Origin of the sequence: Flavobacterium sp. N2550 (assembly GCF_025947265.1) — a bacterium.
GTDB lineage: Bacteria > Bacteroidota > Bacteroidia > Flavobacteriales > Flavobacteriaceae > Flavobacterium > Flavobacterium endophyticum.
On the sequence record NZ_CP110007.1, the window covers coordinates 3,340,815 to 3,362,232 of the forward strand.

24 protein-coding genes are annotated in these 21,418 nt (G+C 38.7%); 16 read left to right on the top strand and 8 right to left on the bottom strand.

Features of this window, described 5'->3' with window-relative positions; translation table 11 throughout:
- Positions 1-244: 244 nt before the first annotated feature.
- Positions 245-2,998, bottom strand: a complete 2,754-nt coding sequence (locus tag OLM56_RS14740) for a LuxR C-terminal-related transcriptional regulator (protein WP_264527520.1) — start codon at positions 2,996-2,998, stop codon at positions 245-247.
- A 131-nt stretch (positions 2,999-3,129) separates the two neighbouring features.
- Here OLM56_RS14740 and OLM56_RS14745 point away from each other — a divergent pair, with 131 nt between their 5' ends.
- Positions 3,130-4,131 (top strand): hypothetical protein, encoded by a 1,002-nt coding sequence (locus OLM56_RS14745; protein ID WP_264527521.1) that lies wholly within the window; start codon positions 3,130-3,132, stop codon positions 4,129-4,131.
- Between the two features lie 54 nt (positions 4,132-4,185).
- Here OLM56_RS14745 and OLM56_RS14750 read toward each other — a convergent pair whose 3' ends face one another.
- Positions 4,186-4,740, bottom strand: a complete 555-nt coding sequence (locus OLM56_RS14750) for a Smr/MutS family protein (protein WP_121374555.1) — start codon at positions 4,738-4,740, stop codon at positions 4,186-4,188.
- Positions 4,730-4,915 (bottom strand): hypothetical protein, encoded by a 186-nt coding sequence (locus OLM56_RS14755; RefSeq protein WP_264527522.1) that lies wholly within the window; start codon positions 4,913-4,915, stop codon positions 4,730-4,732. The genes OLM56_RS14750 and OLM56_RS14755 overlap by 11 nt, the downstream gene beginning before the upstream one ends.
- A gap of 111 nt (positions 4,916-5,026) precedes the next feature.
- On the opposite strand from OLM56_RS14755, the gene OLM56_RS14760 reads away from it, so the two are divergent.
- Positions 5,027-5,302, top strand: a complete 276-nt coding sequence (locus tag OLM56_RS14760) for a DUF2752 domain-containing protein (RefSeq protein ID WP_121374556.1) — start codon at positions 5,027-5,029, stop codon at positions 5,300-5,302.
- A 22-nt stretch (positions 5,303-5,324) separates the two neighbouring features.
- Positions 5,325-5,651 carry a CCC motif membrane protein gene (locus OLM56_RS14765; protein WP_121374557.1) on the top strand — a complete coding sequence of 109 codons (327 nt, stop codon included), beginning with the start codon at positions 5,325-5,327 and terminating at the stop codon, positions 5,649-5,651.
- A gap of 60 nt (positions 5,652-5,711) precedes the next feature.
- Here OLM56_RS14765 and rocD read toward each other — a convergent pair whose 3' ends face one another.
- The 3 genes from rocD to OLM56_RS14780 all read right to left on the bottom strand — a co-directional run bounded on the left by rocD (position 5,712) and on the right by OLM56_RS14780 (position 8,205).
- Positions 5,712-6,956 (bottom strand): ornithine--oxo-acid transaminase, encoded by a 1,245-nt coding sequence (gene rocD, locus OLM56_RS14770; protein WP_264527523.1) that lies wholly within the window; start codon positions 6,954-6,956, stop codon positions 5,712-5,714.
- Positions 6,957-7,150: 194 nt separating this feature from the next.
- A complete protein-coding gene (locus OLM56_RS14775; RefSeq protein ID WP_182492226.1) occupies positions 7,151-7,567 on the bottom strand; it encodes an OsmC family protein in 417 nt (138 codons plus the stop codon).
- Positions 7,568-7,650: 83 nt separating this feature from the next.
- The gene (locus OLM56_RS14780; protein WP_264527524.1) at positions 7,651-8,205 is read right to left on the bottom strand and encodes a DUF1697 domain-containing protein; all 555 of its coding nucleotides are present in this window, start codon (positions 8,203-8,205) and stop codon (positions 7,651-7,653) included.
- A gap of 126 nt (positions 8,206-8,331) precedes the next feature.
- Here OLM56_RS14780 and rlmD point away from each other — a divergent pair, with 126 nt between their 5' ends.
- From rlmD to OLM56_RS14795, 3 genes are read left to right on the top strand one after another with little or no spacing between them, the layout of a single operon-like run.
- Positions 8,332-9,744, top strand: coding sequence for a 23S rRNA (uracil(1939)-C(5))-methyltransferase RlmD (gene rlmD / locus OLM56_RS14785; RefSeq protein ID WP_264527525.1), 1,413 nt, complete (start codon positions 8,332-8,334; stop codon positions 9,742-9,744).
- A 5-nt stretch (positions 9,745-9,749) separates the two neighbouring features.
- On the top strand, positions 9,750-10,298 hold the full coding sequence (locus tag OLM56_RS14790) for a DUF6452 family protein (RefSeq protein WP_264527526.1): 549 nt from the start codon (positions 9,750-9,752) through the stop codon (positions 10,296-10,298).
- Positions 10,270-11,010 carry a DUF6048 family protein gene (locus tag OLM56_RS14795; RefSeq protein ID WP_121374563.1) on the top strand — a complete coding sequence of 247 codons (741 nt, stop codon included), beginning with the start codon at positions 10,270-10,272 and terminating at the stop codon, positions 11,008-11,010. Before OLM56_RS14790 ends, OLM56_RS14795 begins: the two co-directional genes overlap by 29 nt.
- Here OLM56_RS14795 and OLM56_RS14800 read toward each other — a convergent pair whose 3' ends face one another.
- Together OLM56_RS14800 and OLM56_RS14805 are read right to left on the bottom strand one after the other, a co-directional pair.
- Entirely contained in the window at positions 11,011-11,244 is a 234-nt protein-coding gene (locus tag OLM56_RS14800; RefSeq protein ID WP_121374564.1) for a hypothetical protein, read from the bottom strand.
- A 111-nt stretch (positions 11,245-11,355) separates the two neighbouring features.
- Positions 11,356-12,519 carry a THUMP domain-containing class I SAM-dependent RNA methyltransferase gene (locus OLM56_RS14805; protein WP_264527527.1) on the bottom strand — a complete coding sequence of 388 codons (1,164 nt, stop codon included), beginning with the start codon at positions 12,517-12,519 and terminating at the stop codon, positions 11,356-11,358.
- 82 nt (positions 12,520-12,601) lie between these two features.
- Here OLM56_RS14805 and OLM56_RS14810 point away from each other — a divergent pair, with 82 nt between their 5' ends.
- The 10 genes from OLM56_RS14810 (at position 12,602) to OLM56_RS14855 (ending at position 21,391) form a co-directional block, all read left to right on the top strand.
- Positions 12,602-13,333 (top strand): class I SAM-dependent DNA methyltransferase, encoded by a 732-nt coding sequence (locus OLM56_RS14810; protein WP_182492233.1) that lies wholly within the window; start codon positions 12,602-12,604, stop codon positions 13,331-13,333.
- A gap of 52 nt (positions 13,334-13,385) precedes the next feature.
- The gene (locus OLM56_RS14815; protein WP_121376186.1) at positions 13,386-14,087 is read left to right on the top strand and encodes a ZIP family metal transporter; all 702 of its coding nucleotides are present in this window, start codon (positions 13,386-13,388) and stop codon (positions 14,085-14,087) included.
- 85 nt (positions 14,088-14,172) lie between these two features.
- Positions 14,173-14,985, top strand: coding sequence for an N-acetylmuramic acid 6-phosphate etherase (murQ, locus tag OLM56_RS14820; RefSeq protein WP_121374568.1), 813 nt, complete (start codon positions 14,173-14,175; stop codon positions 14,983-14,985).
- A gap of 3 nt (positions 14,986-14,988) precedes the next feature.
- On the top strand, positions 14,989-15,213 hold the full coding sequence (locus tag OLM56_RS14825) for a DUF6095 family protein (RefSeq protein ID WP_121374569.1): 225 nt from the start codon (positions 14,989-14,991) through the stop codon (positions 15,211-15,213).
- A complete protein-coding gene (locus tag OLM56_RS14830; protein WP_264527528.1) occupies positions 15,210-15,782 on the top strand; it encodes a pentapeptide repeat-containing protein in 573 nt (190 codons plus the stop codon). The genes OLM56_RS14825 and OLM56_RS14830 overlap by 4 nt, the downstream gene beginning before the upstream one ends.
- 1 nt (position 15,783) lies before the next feature.
- Positions 15,784-16,365 (top strand): DUF1572 family protein, encoded by a 582-nt coding sequence (locus tag OLM56_RS14835; protein WP_121374571.1) that lies wholly within the window; start codon positions 15,784-15,786, stop codon positions 16,363-16,365.
- A complete protein-coding gene (locus tag OLM56_RS14840) occupies positions 16,366-16,746 on the top strand; it encodes a DNA topoisomerase IV (protein ID WP_264527529.1) in 381 nt (126 codons plus the stop codon).
- A gap of 8 nt (positions 16,747-16,754) precedes the next feature.
- Entirely contained in the window at positions 16,755-17,531 is a 777-nt protein-coding gene (locus OLM56_RS14845; RefSeq protein ID WP_121374573.1) for a TerC family protein, read from the top strand.
- Between the two features lie 523 nt (positions 17,532-18,054).
- Positions 18,055-19,536 (top strand): hypothetical protein, encoded by a 1,482-nt coding sequence (locus tag OLM56_RS14850; protein WP_264527530.1) that lies wholly within the window; start codon positions 18,055-18,057, stop codon positions 19,534-19,536.
- A gap of 70 nt (positions 19,537-19,606) precedes the next feature.
- Positions 19,607-21,391 carry a cytochrome-c peroxidase gene (locus OLM56_RS14855; RefSeq protein WP_264527531.1) on the top strand — a complete coding sequence of 595 codons (1,785 nt, stop codon included), beginning with the start codon at positions 19,607-19,609 and terminating at the stop codon, positions 21,389-21,391.
- The last annotated feature ends 27 nt before the right edge of the window (positions 21,392-21,418 follow it).

Below are 21,418 nucleotides of genomic sequence, written 5' to 3' on the forward strand. Positions count from 1 at the left end.
TTTGTTAAAAGTTAGTGATACCAAAGTAACGAATTACAACGTTGTAGTAAACTTATGAAAGTCACTACATGAATACATCATTTTCACTTAAAAAGAAAATAAAAAACTGAATAACAATGTTTTATAAAAAAAGACACTACATTTAAAGAGGCATTAAAAACGGTTAATGATGTAGTATTGATGTGTTGTTATTTAATAAAAATATTACGCCAATATTTTATTATTATTAAAAAACAGGTCTTTCTTATATATTAATCATAAACTTAGAAAGATTATCATCGGAAGTAAGACCTAATTTCTTTCTTAATCGATAACGATGTAGCTCCACCCCTCGAAACGAGATATTCATCAATGGAGCGATTTCTTTGGAAGATAAATTCATCTTAAGATAAATGCAAAGCTTAATATCTTTTGAAGTAAGCACTGGAAATTTATTAGACAGCTTGTGAACGAATTCTTCATGGCTTTGCATCAAGTTATGTTCAAAGCTTTCCCATTCATTTTTATTCAGGGCATTGATCTTGATTGACTTTTTGATCTTACTTTTGATCTGGTTGACATCTGTCTCTGTTTCAAGAATTTCCTGAATACTGTCGATCATTTCGCTTTGCTTGGCAATAGAAAGCGACTTGCCGGCTACTTCATAGGCTTTGTTTTGCACTTCAATTTCTAAAATGTGCTTTTCATATTCCTGAAGTTTCAGCTTATTCTCTGTATTCAGTTCCAGCTCGAGGATTTCTTTTTGGTGCTTCAACTCTTCTTCTTTTAGCTTGATCTTTTCCAGATACCTGATCTTATTCCACCTATAATAGAGAAAGAAACTGCCGGAAATAATAAGCACGTAAAACACTATCATCCAGACAGAAAAATACCAAGGCTTTCTGACATTAAAATTATAAGAGGCGACTTTTACAAATTTTTTACCGTCATTATAATAAAATTCAAGCTCTTGGGTGCCGCTGCTCAAATTATTCAGAATAAGATGTCCTTTTTTTATTGGAATAAATCCGTTAGAATCGTTTAGCTTGTAAAACAAATCTGGACGATTGTATCCCAAATATTCCGTTATCACATTAACTTCAACAGATTGGTTGTATTTGATGCGCGTATTTTCATCAATAAGATTGCCTTGATAATAGGCTTCTGCGTAGATGCCTTGTATTTTTCTTTTGCTTTTGTTGATCTGGAACGAAATAAAGCCGTCGTCCAAGTTCATCAGATACTGATCACCATCTTTATATACTTTTATATTTTCGATGATGATTCGCCCTTCATAATACTTTTCCGGAATCAGCTCCCATACAAATTCATTTTTTACTTGAGAAACAACATATAAAAGGCCATTTTTTAATACAAGGAAATTTTCGTCATCAATAGGTATTATATCTGATATATTTTTAAAAGAAGCATTAAAAAGCTCGTCTTTTACCAACTTTCCTGAAATAGAATTGTACACATACCAATAATTGTCAATCAAAAAAAGTATTTCGTTTTTGTAGCTAAAAAGCTTGACGCCGTAATCGTTTTTTATGTTATTAAGCTGTGAAATATTTTCGACCTTTTTGACGCTGAAGTCTTTATTATAGGTAATCCTATATAAGCTCCTGTAATTGTCTGCTGCCCATAATTCTCCTGGCTTATTTTGCGCAATGTTTTTGATTGGTTTTTTTAGCCCATCCAAGAATTTGAATTTCGACAAGTCGTTTGTGTCTTCATAAACAACAATTCCGGCATAATTCCCCTGAAAATACACGTTCTCAAATTCGCCTTTCAGGAATTTCCACCCCCCATTTACCTGACTCACTTTTTGCAGACGTGCCGTCCTTCCATCGTATAAAAAAGTTCCGTCGTTGTGGCCAATGATAAATTCGTTGTCTCTTTTATAGATATCCCACACCTGACCTTGCGAATTGGGCAAGACTTCCAGCATTTTATTTTTGCAGGTGAAAATTCCATGATTGGTCACAAAAAGATAGCCGTCGTTTATGGTTGAAAGCGAATATACCGAACCCAAAATACCCGAATTATCAGAAAACACGCGAAGCGGAGAGTTAATTTCTACATGGCAGATTCCGTTATCCAACCCAAGCCACAAATCTTTTTCCTTATCGATACCGATAGACAATATCGCGTTATTTTTAAGCGCGTTCTGCCTGTTCAGGTTCTTATAACTGTTATTATTTAGATTTATGATGTAGAGCCCCTGCAAGCCGCTTCCTATAACCAGGGTATTGTCATCTACAAATTTTGCCGAAACCAATACCTCGCTCTTGACCACAGAATTTAACGGATGATTCCAAGGAACTAGCTTATCGTTTACTACGACAAAAACACCTTTATTTTTTGTAAAGATGTAAACCTGTCCGTGATGCTTTTCAATATTATGGATTACATTTTCTTCCAGGATTTCCCAATTCTTTTTCTTGATGAATTGGGTTCCTTTCATAATATAGATACCTTCACGAACAGTCGCGACATAAATCTCATCATCGACCAGATAGCAATAGGAAACTTGAGAAGGGAATTCTACTTTTTTAATCGTATTTCCGTCATAAATAAAAATTTCATTAAACGTCTGGAAATACAACTTGCCTTTGTACTTAAAGATTTTCCATATCTCTTCGTTATCGGAACTGCCATAGAAAATATTTTTGCCGTTGGTGAGCGAAAAATATTTCATCTTACCGTTGATTCTTTTCCAATAGCCAAATTCTTTATAGGAACCTGAATAGACTCTGTCTCCATCAATAAATATAGAGCGGATTACGGTCTTGTTCGGAAGCGCATACTTTTCCCATTTGACACCATTGTACCGCAAAAAATAATGGTTGTTTGCAAAGTACATGGCATTATCTTCTCCTTGGGTTACATTCCATACCTGATTGTCTCCATTATAATCAGACTTGGTAAAATTTTCAACAAAAGGTAGAAGTTCTTGTGCCTGAGAACACAATGAGAAAAGACAAAATAATAGAATCTGTAGGGTTTTAAATTTCACGGTTTAGTGATTTGCTTTCCAAATATAAGAACATATTCGATTTTAAGCATTCTATTCCGAAGCTTAAATAAAAATTAATGTAGTCTGTCAGAATAATAAAAAAAACTATTTTTGCTATAAATTCTATTGAAATGAAAAAGTATTTTGGAATACTCTCTTGCTTGTTTTTATTAAGTGCCTGCGATGATGGCGACCTGACTTTTGATTCCTTCGATTTTAGCAATGCGACAGCAGCGAATTGCTCAACAAATGGCGAGGTATTGAACTCTGTTTTTAAGCTAAACGAAAATGAAGCCTTATTGATAAAATTTCCGACAAACGTTTTTCCTTTCAGAAATCTAGAAGGAACCAGCAATCTGCAAATTTCAGCAGCAAATAAGATTATTTATCGCGTTTTTAACGGCGAAGTTCCAACTGATTATTTTTGCTCCTTGATTCCTCCTGTATCTCCTAATGTCATCGACGAATGGAGCACTGCAGATCAATCTAGTGGCAAAATAGAAATCAAAACAACCCCTGTAGATAATACGACTACTATTGAAGCAGCAAAATATGACCACTCTATTGTTTTTAGAGACATTACCTTGTCGAATGCGAGTAGCGGAACGGTAACCTATACTGAATATATTTTCGGGAAATACCAAACTAAATCAAATATTACTTTTGCTTTTGGCGCAACACCTATCCAAAAATGTACAGATGGCAGATTGTTTAAAATATTTGATTCCAATGTGGGAAATGCAGAAAACAAACAAAATCTCAACGAGGTGATAATACTGAATCTTCCTGCTTCTGTTTTTCAAGGACCAGCAGGTTTAGCAACTTATTTGGTAAACGACACCAATCAGCTTACTTATAGAATATATGGAGGAGATGTTACGCCTACCTCTTTATGCAGTACAGATGGCGCAGGATTGCCTACTTTGTATGAAGAATGGCAAGCTGAAGATGGAGTGGCCAGCAATGGCATTATCCCAGCGACTGGTGAAATTAAGATCGAAACTTTAGTAGACGGCTCAAATCTTGTCCACACGATTACGCTTACGAATGTAAAATACAAAAGAGTCGGAGCTACAAACAATACCTTTGTACAAAGCATTCAAACGTTTGGAGATTATAGGACGGCAAATTAGTCTTCGATACAAAAAAAAACAAAAAAGCCCAATAAAATTTATTGGGCTTTTTTGTTATCTATTAGGATTCTGCTTGATATAAACTTCTGTAGCACCTAAACCATATTTTTGGTAATCGGCATCTTGAAAAACAATTTCATCGTAACGACCCAGCAAAAAATCGAGTTCCGATTTTAAGACACCTTCACCGACGCCGTGTATAAAAACAATTTTCGGTATCCTGTTCTTGATCGCAAATTCAATATGTCTTTTTGCCGTTTCAGTCTGTAACGTCAGGATATCATAATTGGACATTCCTCTTTTGTTGGGAACTAGTTTTTCAATGTGCAAATCAAATTCTGGAGCAGCTCTTTCGTCTTTTGGTTTCTTTTCTTTTACAAAACTTCTTGGTTTTGGAATTTCCTTCTCTTTTAAAACCTGACTTAAATTATGACTTCCGATTCCAAAATTCAAATCACTGGAATTCTGAATTTTAACCAATTCATTGACAAAATATGTCAATTGAAATCCATCATCGGTTTCTATCGTTACTTCGTTATTTTTAACTGATAGAACAACACCATTAACTGCTTCATCGAGCACCGTCACCCTATCTCCTTTAGCTAACATCATCATCAGAATTATCTTGGTTTTTACTTGGCATTTTGGCTGTCAGCCTCATCATTCCATACATGAAAATGATGATTGCAAGAATCATAATATACACATTGGGATGCGGCTTGCTCTGCTCGTATAAAGCAAAAACTCCAGCAAGGGCCATTATTGGAACATATATTTTTTTCATAACAATTTTAATTGTAGTCTGCCAAAAGTAGTAAACTTTAAAAATAATTATCTGGTTAAGAACAAACTTTATGCTTTTTTCGTAAAATTGTACAATCAAATCTATACGACCATGGAAGAATACATGATTCCCTGCATGAACAAGAAAATTTTCGGAATAGACTGCCTCGGATGCGGTACGCAAAGAGCCCTGGCCTTGATCTTAAAAGGTGAGTTTGTCGATGCCTTCCATATGTTTCCAGCCATTTACACTACAATCTTGTTTTTCATGGTTTTAGGGCTGAATTTTATCGATAAGACAAGAAATTATCATAAATTAATAATTTCTTTAGCTATAATCAATGCTACAATAATGGTAATTTCTTACATTTACAAAATAACCAGCTAATAACTAAAACCTCTTTACTCTTATGGAAAAACAAAAATTACCTAATGCTCAAGCCGTTCTTATTCTTGGAATCTTATCAATCCTTACTTGCTGTTGTTATGGCGTAATCGGTCTGATTCTAGGTATCATAGCAATCGTGCTGGCAAAAAAAGACACAAAGCTTTATCTGGAAAACCCAGAGTTGTATTCTAACTATTCGAATATCAATACAGGAAAAATTCTTGCGTATATCGGAATCGCGTTGAGTGCAATTTATCTGATTGTAAACATTTATTTCTATGTGGCTATCGGACCAGAAGGAATACAAGAGATGCAGCAAGAATGGATTCGCCAGATCCAACAGAAATAATTATAATTATCACGAAGAACCAATAACAAAAAAGCCGCTTTACAGCGGCTTTTTTAATTTCTATTTCTCAAATTCTTTGAGCGTCTTGATGATAATCGAAACGCAATCCAAGAGCTGTTCTTCGTTCATGACCAAAGGTGGCGCAAAACGAATAATATTGCCATGCGTAGGCTTCGCCAAAAGTCCGTTATCACGTAACGACATGCAGATATTCCAAGCCGTGTCGCTTTCTTCTGTATCATTAATTACAACGGCATTCAGCAATCCTTTTCCTCTAACTAACGTCGCAATAGTACTAGTCTTGATATACTCGCCTAGCTTTTCACGGAAAATATTCCCAAGACGAGTCGCATTCTCAGCCAGTTTTTCTTCTTTTACAACTTCTAATGCCGCAATAGCAACTGCAGCCGCTATAGGATTTCCTCCAAAAGTAGAACCGTGCTGTCCTGGCTTGATTACATTCATGATGTCATCATTGGCCAATACTGCCGAAACTGGATAGGCGCCTCCTGACAATGCTTTTCCTAATATCAAGATATCTGGCTGTACATTTTCATGGTGAACAGCCAATAATTTTCCTGTTCTGGCAATTCCTGTCTGCACTTCATCTGCAATAAACAGTACGTTATGTTTTTCGCAAAGCGCTTTTGATTTCGCTAGATAACCTTCCGATGGTACGTAAACACCCGCTTCTCCTTGAATTGGCTCTACTAAAAAGCCAGCTACATTTTTCTGAGTTATCAGCACATTTTCTAAAGCTTCTAAATCATCGTAAGCAATACTGATAAAGCCAGCAGTGTAAGGACCAAAGTTTTTGCGCGCATTTTCATCATTTGAAAAAGAGATAATCGTGGTAGTTCTTCCATGGAAATTCCCATCACATACGATAATCTGCGCTTCGTTTTCTGGAATTCCATTCTTTTCGTAAGCCCATTTCCTACAAAGCTTGATAGCTGTCTCGACTGCTTCTGCTCCCGTATTCATCGGCAATACTTTATCAAATCCGAAATATTGAGTTACAAATTCTTCGTATTTCCCTAGCTTGTCATTGTAAAAAGCCCTTGAAGTCAGTGTCAAGGTTTGTGCCTGATTTACTAAAGCTCCTATAATTTTTGGATGGCAGTGTCCTTGGTTTACCGCAGAATAAGCCGAAAGGAAATCATAGTATCTTTTTCCTTCCGTATCCCAAACATATACGCCTTCTCCCTTGCTTAAAACTACAGGAAGCGGATGGTAATTGTGTGCGCCGAATTTATCTTCTAAAGAAATGGCTTCAGAAGCATTGTTTTTTTCTAAAACTGACATTGTGAAAGTATTTTAATTCTTCAAAAATCAATTCCTTCTTGTGGAGAGAAATCATCCATATCGCATTGCAAAATTAGTGAATCTAAATTGATTTTCAATCGTTGTAGTAAACGAATACAAACGGAAATCCCATTTCTCCAACTGACTTTTCAGATGCAAAAATGGGATTCATATAGTTTTAAATACGCTATTTATCAAGGAAGTACCAAAGTAGCATTTGATGTGATTTTCGTATTCAGCAATCGTGAAATCGGACAAGTTGTCTCTGCTTTTTTTACCAATTCTTGAAACTTATCTGTTGAAATATCATCGACTCTTGCCAAAACCGACAAGTGTGATCCGACAACGCTTCCGTCTTGGAAATCAACATCGCATTTGGTTTCGATGGATGCCACTGTAAATCCTGCTTCGTTTAGATAAGCCGTCAATTGCATTGTAAAACAGCCTGCATGCGCTGCCGCAATCAATTCTTCGGGATTAGTGCCATTTCCTTGTTCAAAACGGGTTTTGAATGAATATTGTGCATTGCTCAAAACTGTGCTTTGTGTAGAAATCTTTCCGTTTCCTTCTTTTAATGAGCCTTCCCAGACTGCTGTAGCGTTTCTTTTCATAACTGTTATAGATTTGTTTTACCTAAAATTACGAAAAGCAAAAGCGGAAAGGAATTAAATTTCATAAACTTTAACAAAAGAATCTAAGCACTGTCTCTTTCTTGAAACAGTTGCAACAGCTTTAACGTAGTATTCCAATTTCTGGCCGTTGCCTTTACTTTGAGCTTGCTTTCGATCAGCTTGTTCGTAAGCTTGGAATTCCCAGCCGGATTGTTGTATTTCATAAAAACAATACGGTCTTTAATAATAATTTCATCGGGTTCAAAATTGGCTTTTTTGAGCAGTTCTATATTTTCTTTGGCAGGCTTAGAACCTAAAAAAGTAATATACAGCTTTTTCAAATCGATCTCTTTTTCTTTCAGGTAGGGATTATTTTTAGAAACCGATTCCAAAGTTTCTTGGTTGATAACGACAACGGAAACATCAAATCCAAAATACTTTTCGATAAGGTCATGGATTTGATTTTCTACCGCTTCAGGAGAATTTTCTAAAGAATCAAACAAAATATTTCCACTCTGTATATATGTTTTAACATTTTGATAACCATTATCTTCCATAGCTTTTCTTAAAGCTTCCATTTTAATCAGTTTTTGACCGCTGACATTGATTCCGCGAAGAAGAGCAAGATGAGATTTCATAGCTTTTTGTCTTTTAAATTCCTCTCAAATTTATGAAAAAACAAGCTTGTGCAAGGTCTCAAATAGCAATGGAAAAATTTTCTTAATTTCAATTCAAAAAACAGAACAATCGCTTATTTTTGCCGTATGGGAAGAAAGAAGACAGACAAGATCGTTTTTGAGAATATAAAGGTGCTGGATGCAGGCGCTAAAGGAGTTTCAGTTGCAAAAGCACCAGACGGAAAAGTAATTTTTATTCCGAATGTAGTGCCCGGCGATGTGGTAGACGTACAGACTTTCAAGAAAAGAAAGGCGTATTATGAAGGAAAGGCCATAGCCTTTCATGAATTTTCTGAAGACAGGATCGAACCAGTCTGCCAGCATTTTGGAGCTTGCGGAGGCTGTAAATGGCAAAACATGACGTATGAAAAGCAGCTGTTCTACAAAAACAACGAAGTCTTCAACCATTTAAAAAGAATCGGCAAGATAGAACTGCCAGAATTCGAACCGATTTTAGGTTCTGAAAAGCAGTTTTTCTACAGAAATAAGATGGAATTTTCTTTTTCGAATGCGCGTTGGCTGACAGACAAAGAAATCGAAAGCGATGAAGATTTAGGAAATCGAAATGCCCTTGGCTTCCACATTCCAAAAATGTGGGACAAGATTTTGGACATCACGGAATGCCATCTGCAAGAAGATCCGTCCAATGCCATCCGTAATTCGATTCGTGATTATGCAAACGAGCACAACCTTGCTTTTTTTAATCCGAGAAACCACGAAGGCCTTTTGCGTACGTTGATGATTCGTACGGCTTCCACAGGAGAAATCATGGTATTGATTCAGTTTTTTGAAGAGAACAAAGAACAAAGAGAAGCCTTATTGGATTTCCTTTTGGAAAAATTCCCAAATATCGTGTCGCTGCAGTATGTTATCAATGGCAAGCCAAACGATACGATTTACGACCAAAACGTAATTCTTTACAAAGGGAGAGATTATATCCTGGAAGAAATGGAAGGGCTAAAGTTCAGCATTAATGCCAAATCTTTTTACCAGACCAATTCAGACCAAGCGTACGAACTGTATAAAATCACACGTGATTTTGCTGGATTGACAGGAAACGAACTGGTGTATGATTTATATACGGGAACAGGAACCATTGCTCAATTTGTCTCTAAAAAAGCAAAAAAAGTAATTGGTGTCGAGGCTGTTCCTGAAGCGATTGCCGATGCTAAAGAAAATGCAAAGCGTAATAATATTACGAATTGCGAGTTCTTCGTCGGCGATATGAAAGTTGTCTTTAACGAAGCTTTTATCGCCCAACATGGCAAGCCTGATGTGATTATTACCGATCCTCCAAGAGACGGGATGCACAAAGACGTGATCCAACAGATCTTAAAAATTGCTCCAGACAGGATCGTTTACGTGAGCTGCAGCTCGGCAACCCAGGCACGCGATCTGGCTTTGATGGACCAATTCTATAAAGTTGCAAAAGTTCGCCCTGTGGATATGTTCCCGCAGACGCATCACGTTGAAAATGTTGTACTTTTGGAAAAAAGATAAAATTGATGAAGAAATTCCACACTATAATTGCGTCACTTTTTATAGCCGTTTGTTTTTTCGGATGCGAGAAGGACGATATTTGTTCGGGTACCACTCCCACTACTCCTAGATTGATTATCGAATTTTACGAAAAAGACAATCCTTCGGTCTTAAAAACGGTAACCAACCTAAAAGCTGTAGCTGTGGATGGATCGCCAAACGGAGTTGTTTTCAATGACATCCTGCTATCGACTGACCCTAATCGTTATTTGGCGAATTCCAACAAAATAGGACTGCCTCTAAAAATCAATGGCGAGACAACAGAATATACGCTTACGCTAAATTCGACCAGTACAAATCCTGCTATCCGGAACGCAGACAAGATTACCTTCAATTATACGACTAAAGAAATCTACGTTTCCAGAGCTTGCGGTTATAAGACTAATTTTGACCTAACAGGAAGTCCTATTCAAGAGCCAAATGCCGTTGACAGTAATAAATGGATCAACAATATTATTGTCGAAACACCTAATATAGAAACCGAAAATGAAATACACATTAAAATCTATTTTTAATCTGGCTTTAGTGCTGATTTCATTATCCGCTGCTGCTCAAGAAAAGAAACCCGATACGATTGTTCCAAAGACCGAGCGCTATGGCTTGCGTGTCGGAGCCGATCTGTATAAAATAGCAAGATCGATCTACGATAAAGATTATAAGGGTTTTGAAATTACGGGAGATTACCGCCTGACGCAAAAAATCTATATTGCTGGCGAAATCGGTAATGAAAACAAGACGACAGACGAGCCTCAATTAAACTTTACGACAAAAGGAACGTATTTCAAGGCAGGTTTTGACTACAACATCTACAAAAACTGGCTGGACATGGAAAACATGATTACGCTTGGCATGCGCTATGGCGTAAGCTCGTTTTCTCAAGAATTGAACAGCTACACCATCTATAACCCTAATCCTTATTTTGACGAAACGGATGTGGTTACCGTATCTCGCAAATACAATGGACTTTCGGCTCATTGGATAGAATTCGTTGCCGGCGTAAAAGCAGAAGTGTTCGACAACCTTTTCATGGGCTTTACGCTTCGCATGAATCGTTTGGTCTCAAATAAAAAGCCTAGCGACTTTGATAATTTGTATATTCCTGGTTTTAACAGGACGTATGATGGTGATTTTGGCGTAGGATTTAATTACACCATAAGCTACTTCATTCCGATCTACAAAAAGCAAAACCTTCCTAAAGTGGAGGAAGAAAAGAAAAAGGAAGAATAGCTATTTTAGTTGCTTGATTCCTTTCATGAAAATCCACTTCATAAAAAGTTTTTCCCCGTCATTCGTTTTTATAGCTTGAAATTGAGGCGAAAGTATTGTACCTACCACAAATGCCGTTAACGGAATCCAGAATCCTTGCAGGTTAGTGTAAGCAGCTACTAAAAAGCGCACAAGAATAAACAAAGCGGCGAAGCACAATAATTGGTATAGGAATGCTTTTGTTTTTAAAGTCATTATATGATGAATTCGTTTAGATTAGAGATTTCTGATGTAATCTATGCAAAGCTAATTATAAAATTAGTTCTCTGAAAGTAGTTGCTCTGGAATGGCTCATTCCTATAAAAGCTATGAAGCAGGCGGCGCGAATTTGGCTCTTTTACTACCCTCATACATTTCATATTTTACCAATCTAGCCTCTAGACTTCCGTTAAAAAGCTTGATTTTTCTTGACGGTTTTAGCCCCACAAACTTCAAAGCTTCGAGATTTGCGGTAATAAACCAAGCATTTGTACCCGGATAATTCTGTTTTAGGGTATCGCCAATATTTTTATAAAAACGCTCCATTTCGATATCTAAACGTTCACCATAAGGCGGATTGAAAACCATATGCAGCGGGCCTTGTGTCGTTTTTTCGGTATCGAAGAAATTCTTTTCTGCAATAGAAACATATTCGTCCAAATTGGCATTTCTTATGTTGTCTTTTGCTTTTGAAACTGCCGATGGCGCTTTATCATAGCCTTGAATCGTATAATGGAATTCCTTTATCTTTTTCATCAGCGAATCGATAATCTGGTCGAAAAGCTCATTGTCCCAATCCTTCCATTTCTCAAAAGCAAATTCTTTTCTGTTTAGGTTGGCCGGAATATTGCAGGCAATCATTGCGGCTTCTGCCAAGATGGTTCCCGAACCGCACATTGGGTCTAAAAAATGTCCTTGTCCGTCCCAGCCAGAAAGCAATAGCATTCCTGCCGCTAATACTTCATTGATAGGCGCTATATTGGTCGCTGTCCTGTAGCCTCTTTGGTGAAGCGAATTTCCAGAAGTATCTAAAGCAACCGAAATCTGGTCTTTATCAATATGAATATTGATTCTCAAATCAGGGTAATCCTTATCAACACTAGGCCTAGCTCCTGTCTTATTTCTAAATTGGTCCACAATCGCATCCTTGCTTTTTTGAGAAACGAATTGCGAATGCTTGAAGTAGTCTGAATGTACTGTCGTATCGATTACAAAAGTCTGGTTAGAGTTCATATACTGCGACCAATCGATTCCCGAAATTCCTTTGTACAAGCCTTGCTCGTTTGTAGCTCTGAAATAGTAGATCGGCTTCAAGATTTTCAAGGCAGTTCGCAGCGAAAGATTGGCTTTATACATAAATCCTTTATCACCCACAAAACTCACCATCCTCACGCCTTGTTCTACGTCTTGCGCTCCTAAAATCTGCAATTCTTTTGCTAATATTTCTTCAAAGCCAAAAAAGGTCTTGGCTATCATTTTAAAATTTTCCATATGGATTTTACCCTCTAAAATGGGCACTACTTATAGTTATATTCTGCAAAAATACACTAAATTTGTGGCTTAAATAAATACGATGCAAAAAGAAAAAAATACTTGGTTTGCCTCTTGGTTCGACACTCCATATTACCACATACTCTACAAAGACCGAGATTATGAAGAAGCCCAAGTGTTTATGGACAATATCACGAATTATCTCAATCTTCCTGAAGACGCAAAAATATTAGACCTTGCCTGCGGAAAAGGCCGCCATTCGGTCTATCTCAACCAGCTTGGATATGATGTCACGGGCGCTGACTTATCTGAAAACAGCATTGCAGAAGCCTCTAAATCTTCAAATGCTAAATTGCATTTCACAGTTCACGACATGAGGGTTTCGTTTGATGAGAAATTCGACGCGATTTTCAATCTGTTTACCAGCTTTGGCTATTTCGAAAACGACGAAGATAACCTTACGACTTTAAAAGCCATAAAAGAAAGCTTGTCTGAATATGGTTTTGCCGTCATCGATTTTATGAACGTGCATCACGTTATCCAAAATCTGGTTCCAGAAGAAACCAAAACCGTAGAAGGCATCGATTTTAAGATTAAACGCTATGTAAAGGACGGCCATATCTTCAAAGAAATCGATTTTGAAGACAAAGGCGAGAAATTCCATTTCGTAGAAAAAGTCCAAGCCCTGACACTAGAGGATTTTGAAGAGATGATGGAAGAAGCAGGCATTTTCCTCCTAGATACTTTCGGGGATTATAAATTGAAGAAATTCTACAAGCACGAAAGCGAACGATTGATAATGGTTTTCAAATAATTTAGATCGAACCACCACTACTAAATTTCTAAGTGTCACTATGAATAACATTTTGCCTTATATACTGCCCCTGCTTTCCGTTTTAATCGGCTATGCCATCGCATTATTCCTAAAACCAAAGAAGAAGACCAACCTGAAACTATTGATGGCTTTTAGCGGTTCGTTCCTGCTTTCCATTACGGTCATGCACCTGCTACCCGAAGTATATGAAGCCGAGCATCATGCCCATCACGACCACGGTCATGAGCATTCTAATGTTATAGGGATTTTTATCATGCTCGGAATCTTATTCCAGATTATCTTAGAGTTCTTCTCAAAAGGAGCGGAACACGGACACGTTCACGGCCATGAAGAAATCCACAAAATGCCTTGGCTGCTGTTCATCAGCCTTTGCATTCATGCATTGTTAGAAGGTTTTCCTGTAAGCCATCACCATGACCTGGCATTAGGAATAGCCATACACCACTTGCCGATTGCCATAATCCTGACCTCTTTTTTCGTCAATGCAAACCTCAACAAGACGGCTATTTTGCTATTTATGATTGCCTTTGCAATAATGACGCCTTTAGGAACCGTGCTTTCAGAATACCTTCCTTTCTTGACCGCTTATTATACCGAAATCACTGCAGTCGTAATCGGAATATTATTCCATATTTCGTCTACGATTATTTTTGAAAGCAGCGAAGGGCATAAATTCAATCTTGCTAAGCTGTCGATGATTGCGATTGGAATTGTAGCGGCTTATTTTATATAAAATCAAGCTAAATTCAAAGCCTAGCCTCCTGCTTTAGTAGGCAAAACTTTGTAACTTTGAAACTAATTCACTTTGCACCTTAAAAATGAGCTTCATAAAAACCACAGAGCAATCTTCAAAATACGAGCACTTAGAAAAAATGCCTATTGCAGAGCTGCTTCAAAACATCAATAACGAAGACAAGACCGTTCCGCTTGCCGTTGAAAAGGCACTGCCGCAGATTGAAAAATTGGTTGAAAAAGTAGTCGAAAAGATGAAAAACGGCGGCCGATTATTCTACATCGGAGCCGGAACTTCTGGACGCTTAGGAATCGTCGATGCTTCTGAATGTCCGCCGACATTTGGCGTTCCATTTGATTGGGTCATCGGAATTATTGCCGGAGGCGACACTGCCATCCGAAAAGCAGTAGAATTTGCAGAAGACGATAAAGAACAAGCTTGGAAAGACCTGCAAGAGTGGAATATTACTGAAAAAGATATTGTTATCGGAATCGCTGCTTCGGGAACTACGCCTTATGTTATCGGAGGCCTGCAGAAATGCAATGAAAATAACATCGCCACAGGAAGCATTTCCTGCAATGCCGGAAGTCCGCTGTCACAGACATCTAACTTTCCGATTGACGTGGTGGTCGGACCCGAATTCGTAACCGGAAGCTCCCGAATGAAAGCCGGAACCGCCCAGAAATTAGTCCTAAACATGATCTCGACGGCAACGATGATCCAGCTCGGAAAAGTCAAAGGCAACAAGATGGTCGATATGCAATTGAGCAATCACAAACTAGTAGGGCGAGCTGTAGGAATGATTATGGAAGAACTTTCCATATCAGAAGATGAAGCAAAATCATTACTCGAAAAATACAAGAACGTCAGAAATTCTATAGAGAATTATAAAAAGTAACCTATGAATACTGATAAAAAAATACTCCAAAAGGGAATCTTATACCTGTCCATCGCAATGCCCTTGCTTTTTCTAGGTCCTGTCATCATCCACAGTGCCTTTAAAAACCAGAGCCATCCGTGGTATGTAGTTGTTTTGGGCTTTGGTATTTTAGCCTGTTTGGGAGCCATGATGATGTTGTTTTTAGGAATCCGAAAAATCATGAACAGCCTATTCAAGAAGCGATGAAAGAAACGATTCACATAGGCAAGACGTTTACCAAAGTAATCCATACCGAAGAATCGGTTACCCATCGGGAATTTGAAAACTGTACTTTTATAGACTGCGACTTCTACAGCAGCAACTTTTCACAAAGCCAATTTTTAGACTGTACTTTTAAAGGCTGTAACCTTTCGATGATAAAATTGAATGCGACAAGCCTAAAAAACGTCGACTTTGAAAAATGCAAAATGATGGGCATTGCCTTTGAATATTGCGATGATTTCCTATTCGAAGTAAAGCTTAAAGACTGCATGTTAGATTTTTGCTCTTTTGCGAACAAGAAAATGCAGAAGACTAAATTTTCAACTTCGTCCATGCAGGAAGTCAATTTCTCCGGTACCAACCTCACCAAAGCTATTTTTGATGACGTAAATCTAAACGGTGCCTTGTTTGACAAAACCATCCTGATGGAAGCTGATCTGTCAAAAGCCTATAACTTTTCGATCGATCCCGAATTAAATTCAATAAAAAAAGCAAAGTTTTCGCTGAAAGATGCGGGCGGCTTATTAGAAAAATACAACTTAAAACTCGTTTGATATGGAAGCAAATTCTCATTTTTTAGAAAGTGCGAAAAAGCAGTTTTTGTACTACAAGACACTAGGCGAAAAAGCAATACATCAATTAGAAGACGAACAGCTTTTTGTAGCGCTAAACGAAGATACCAACAGCATTGCCACAATCGTAAAGCACCTGCATGGCAACATGCTTTCGCGCTGGACCGATTTTCTTACTTCAGATGGAGAAAAAGACTGGCGCAAGCGAGATGATGAATTTGTAGATACCTACCAATCTAAAGAAGAACTGCTAGAAAAATGGAATGAGGCGTGGGACTGTCTTTTTAATGCGCTAAACCCATTACAGCCGGAACAGCTTACCGATATCATCTATATCCGAAATGAAGGCCATACCGTCGTGGAAGCAATCAACAGGCAGCTGGCACATTATCCGTATCATATCGGACAGATTGTCTTTTATGCCAAGCTATTAAAAAAGACCGAATGGGACAGCCTTTCTATACCAAAAAACAAATCGGGAGATTATAACGCTGCCAAATTTTCAAAAGAAAAGTCCATTAAAAATTTTACCGACGACGAATTAAAAGGCTTAAACTCTAAATAAATGAAAAAAATATTCCCTTTCGTATTCCTTTCACTAGGACTGTTGTCCTCATGTTATACGGTAGAACGCAACTGTAAAGACTTTAAAACCGGAGAATTTGAATTTGCATACGAAGTCAATGGTGTAAAAAAAACATCTCATTTTGTAAGAAACGATACGTTGGAAATTGATACATTTGAAGGAAAGACCGACAGTTCCTCTGTTCGATGGATTAACGATTGCGAATATGTCTTGGAAAAAATAAATCCGCAGAATATGGCCGAAAAGCAAGCAATCCACATGAAAATTTTGAGTACAACCGAAAATTCTTATACATTTGAGTTTTCAAAATTAGGAGACGTAAACAAACAAAAAGGAACAGTAACCAAAATCAATAAATAAACATCAAAATGGAAGTATTTTTAAATCCGGACGCTTGGATCGCTTTGCTAACCCTTACCTTTCTGGAAATCATCTTGGGTATCGACAACATCATCTTTATTTCGATTGTAACCGGAAAATTGCCTGTTGAAGACCGCAAAAAAGCCACAAGAATAGGTTTGTTCTTGGCCATGTTTATGAGAATCGGATTGCTTTTCGGAATCACGCTTCTTATCGCCATGAAAGCGCCGTTGTTTTCTTTTGATTTTGGATGGTTTAGTGCCGATATTACCGGACAAGCCCTAATCTTATTACTCGGAGGATTGTTCTTGATTTATAAGAGTACTAAAGAAATACATGAAAAAGTAGACCATAAAGGCGAAGAAGAAAAAAGCTTGGGCAGCGCTGCTAAAAAATCATTCTCCAACGTTATCCTTCAAATCTTGCTGATTGACTTGATTTTCTCGGTTGATTCCATCCTAACAGCTGTCGGAATGACCAACGGCCTAGAAGGTGCCTTATATATTATGATTACGGCTGTAGTTATCTCTGTCGGAGTCATGATGCTTTTTGCAGTTCCTGTTGGAAATTTTGTCAATGCCAACCCATCGATCCAGATTTTAGGATTGGCTTTCTTGATCCTTATCGGTTTTATGCTGATTACAGAAAGCATGCACCTATCTGGCGCACAATTGGCCGGACAGCACGTAGGTGCCGTTCCAAAAGGTTATCTGTACTTTGCCATTGCCTTCTCGCTTGCGGTAGAATTCATCAATATGAAAATGCGCAAGAGAGCTTCTAAATAAGCTTACAGTACATACTATATAAAACGCTTCCAGATTGGGAGCGTTTTTTTTTGAAGAACATCTGTCTTACTATCCTAGCTATCTAAAAATGACGCTCCAAACCCCACGCTTGACGTTCAATCATCCGCCATTGGCGTTGTAAGTCCCGCGTACGGGGTTCTTAACTCCGGGCGACACGTTAGTAACCCTAAAACTGGCGTTCGCGACCCCAATTTTGGCGTCCTGAGATTGGATTTTGAGGTTCGGAACGCCAAGCGCGGGTGTCGCGACGTCAAACACGGATGATAGAACGTATCGGATGGGGTATTTTCATGCGTTGGCGGGTGTTTTTATTCGGCTCTCGGGTGTTTTTGATAAGCTTGGAGATGAATTAGGTACTTATACCCTTTCTCATACACATAAAATAACATTCCGTTGGTTTGAAAAACAATTCCTTTACGTTTAAATATACTTTTAAAAATCATTCCTTAATTTAATGTTAACGTCTCATAAATAGCTTTGTGCCAAACAAAAAACCAACAAAATGAGACAACTAAAAACAAAAAACTTCGCTTTATTGGCGACATTGAGCCTTGTGATGGCAAGCTGCCAGAACGATGACAATTCTAACGGAACTCCCGTAAACAAGGACATTGATTTTACATCGCATTCCTCAATACCGCCTTTCGTTTTTCCGATGGCCGGATTTGAAGACATGCAGATCAGCACCTTGATCACGAGTGCCGACCAGCTTTCGCAATCGCCAACTTTTGTGTATGGCGCGCAACCGGATGGTGCCGGATTGATGAAAAATCCTTCTGGAGAAGGCTACATCTTGATTTCCAACCACGAAATCTTACAGGCGGTTTCTAGAGTATACCTAGACAAAACGTTCAAGCCTGTGAAAGGAGAATATATTGTTGACGGTGTTGGAGGTATGACGCGTTTGTGCTCTGCAACGTTGGCTGTTCCAGAAATCCACGGATTTGGACCGATATTCTTGACGGCTGGAGAAAGCGGCGAAGAAAGCATGGTTCACGGTATCGACCCAATGGGACTGACGAACGACAGAAGCAGAACCGACCGAGTACTTCCTGCTTTAGGAAAAGCAAGTATGGAAAATGCCGTGCCGCTTCCAAAAGAAGCGTACCAAGGCAAGACTGTTATCTTGATAGGAGAAGACCAATCGTATGCTACGTCTCACGCGAGTGCCGGACAGCTAATCATGTACATGAGCAATACCGTAGGCGATTTGTCGAACGGAAAATTATATGCCCTAAAAAGAACGGACGGAAACCAAGTAGAAACAGCTATGACATTAAACAATACGTATAATGTTTCGTTTGTTGAAATTCCGAATGCCAAAAACCTTACAGGCGCTGTAATCAACACGACGGTAAACAATGCAGGTGCTATCCGTTTTTCAAGAGTGGAAGACGTAGATTACAGAAAAGGCGGAGGCAGCAACAGCCGCGAGGTCTATTTTACAGCAACAGGTCAGGCGACATCAAACGCTCCTGTAGATGGCTATACAATGTGGGGACGTGTGTACCGATTAAAAATGGATGCCAACAACCCATTGGCTGGAACTCTTGAAGTAGTAGCCGAAGGCGATAGTACTCCTGGAACAGGATTAATCAATCCTGACAACCTTTGCGTTACCGAAAACTTCGTGTACATCCAAGAAGATGGCGACAGCTACTATGCTGCGGCACAACACGATTCGTATATCTGGCAATACAACATTGCTACTAAGCAAAACAAGCCTTGGCTGAACATGAACCATAAAAGAACGGATGCTGCTTGGAACTCTTTGTACAACCAGACAGGTGAAATGCGTTTCGGAAGCTGGGAATTTGGAGCCATGATTGATATTTCTGATGTCATCGGCGTTCCGGATACCTTCATGGTCAACGTACATCCGCACACTTGGCAGAAAGATGCTTTCCTAAATGCTGACGGAAGCGGCAGAAGCACAAACAAAGAAGGTGGCCAGACGGTAATCATCAGAAACGTACAGCGCTAATTTTCAATTTAGATATCCATAACCGACAACCCTTATCCTTCATAAGGGTTGTTGCTTTTATTCAAATTACATGAAATTGAAATACTTTGCCCTTCTCTCGCTAGTGCTTTCCTTGCTCCTTTCTAGCTGTAAAGAAGCCGTGCCTGAGAAAAACATAAAGCAGGAACTTTTGGTCGATCTTACAAAACTGAAAAATGAGATTATCCTTTTTCAAGAAATCGTGTTTAAGGAAGCTTCCCAAAAAGAAATCGTAGAGCAGTTTAAAAAATCCAGACTGCAATACAAAAGGATTGAATGGGCTGTGGAATATTTTGTACCAGAAACAGCACGATTCATGAACGGGCCAGCGTTGGACGAGATGGAATTGGAAGAAAACAAATTTTTCGTGCCTAACGGTTTTCAGGTTATCGAAGAACTCATCTATCCTGAATACAGTCCCGAAAACAAAAAAGAGGTCATCCGCGAGCTAGACATACTCCTCTCGAATGCCAAACAAGTAGAAGCTACTTTTGAAGCCATTACCATCAGCGACGATTATGTAGTAGATGCTGTGCAGCAAAATGTCTTTAGGATCTTGACGTTAGGAATTACAGGTTTTGATAGTCCGATACTTAACTCTTCTATTCCCGAAGCCAAACAAAGTCTGGCATTAGTACCGGAACTGCTTTTGCTTATCAATCCAAAAAGCAAGACTTTGGCTGAACTACAGCAAATCGTTGCCAAAGCAAAGGCCTACTGCGATTCAAACCCTGATTTTAATACGTTTGACAGGGCTGAATTTATCACGGAATACCTAAATCCGATTTCCAGAAAACTAAGTGCTTTCCAGAAAGAAGAAAAGATACCGTACGTTGAAAGAAACCGTCCGCTAAAAGCGACGGCTACGACTTTATTCGATGAAAATGCTTTCGACGCGGATGGATTTGTGGCTTCCAACGAATACAAATATTCTAAAGAAAAAGTGACTTTGGGCGAGAAACTGTTCTATGACAAAACGCTATCCAAAAACAACGACAGAAGTTGTGCTACCTGCCATAATCCCGAAAAAGCATTTACGGATGGATTGAAAACCAACATTTCCTTAAAAGGCAAGAACCTAAACCGAAATACGCCTACACTCACCTACGCTTCCCTGCAAAATGCCCAGTTTTGGGACATGAGACAGCTCGACTTAGAAAAGCAGAGCGTTGATGTTATTGAAAATGAAGACGAAATGCACGGGTCGCTGGCGGACATTCATTCCAAAGTTTCGGCAGCTACAGAATACCAAAAGCTATTCAAGAAAGCCTATCCGAAATCCGAAAAGTCAGAAGCATGGCAGATTCAGAATGCCATTGCCAGCTATGTCCGTTCGCTCAATTCGTTTGATTCTAGGTTTGATTTGTACATGAGAGGCGATACAGCCAAGATGAACACCGAAGAACTTCAAGGCATGAATGTTTTTATGGGAAAAGCAAAATGCGCTACCTGCCACTTTACGCCTTTGTTTAACGGAACGGTGCCTCCGAATTTTGCAAAAACAGAACACGAAGTTATCGGCACACCAGAAGACGCTTCCGGAAAACACCTAAGCGATGATACTGGAAGATATCTTTTCAACCAATTGCCACAGCTCAAAGGAGCCTTTAAGACACCGACGCTCCGCAATGTTGCGGTAACGGGGCCTTATATGCACAACGGCGCTTATAAAACGTTAGAGGAAATTGTAGAATTCTATGATTTGGGAGGCGGAACTGGATTAGGCCTTTCCGTAGAAAACCAGACGCTTCCGACGGACAAACTAAACTTGACGGCAGCAGAGAAAAAGGCCTTGGTTGCCTTTATGAAAACACTCACCGACAAAAGGTATGAATAAAGAAAAACGGAATGCAATTCGATTGCA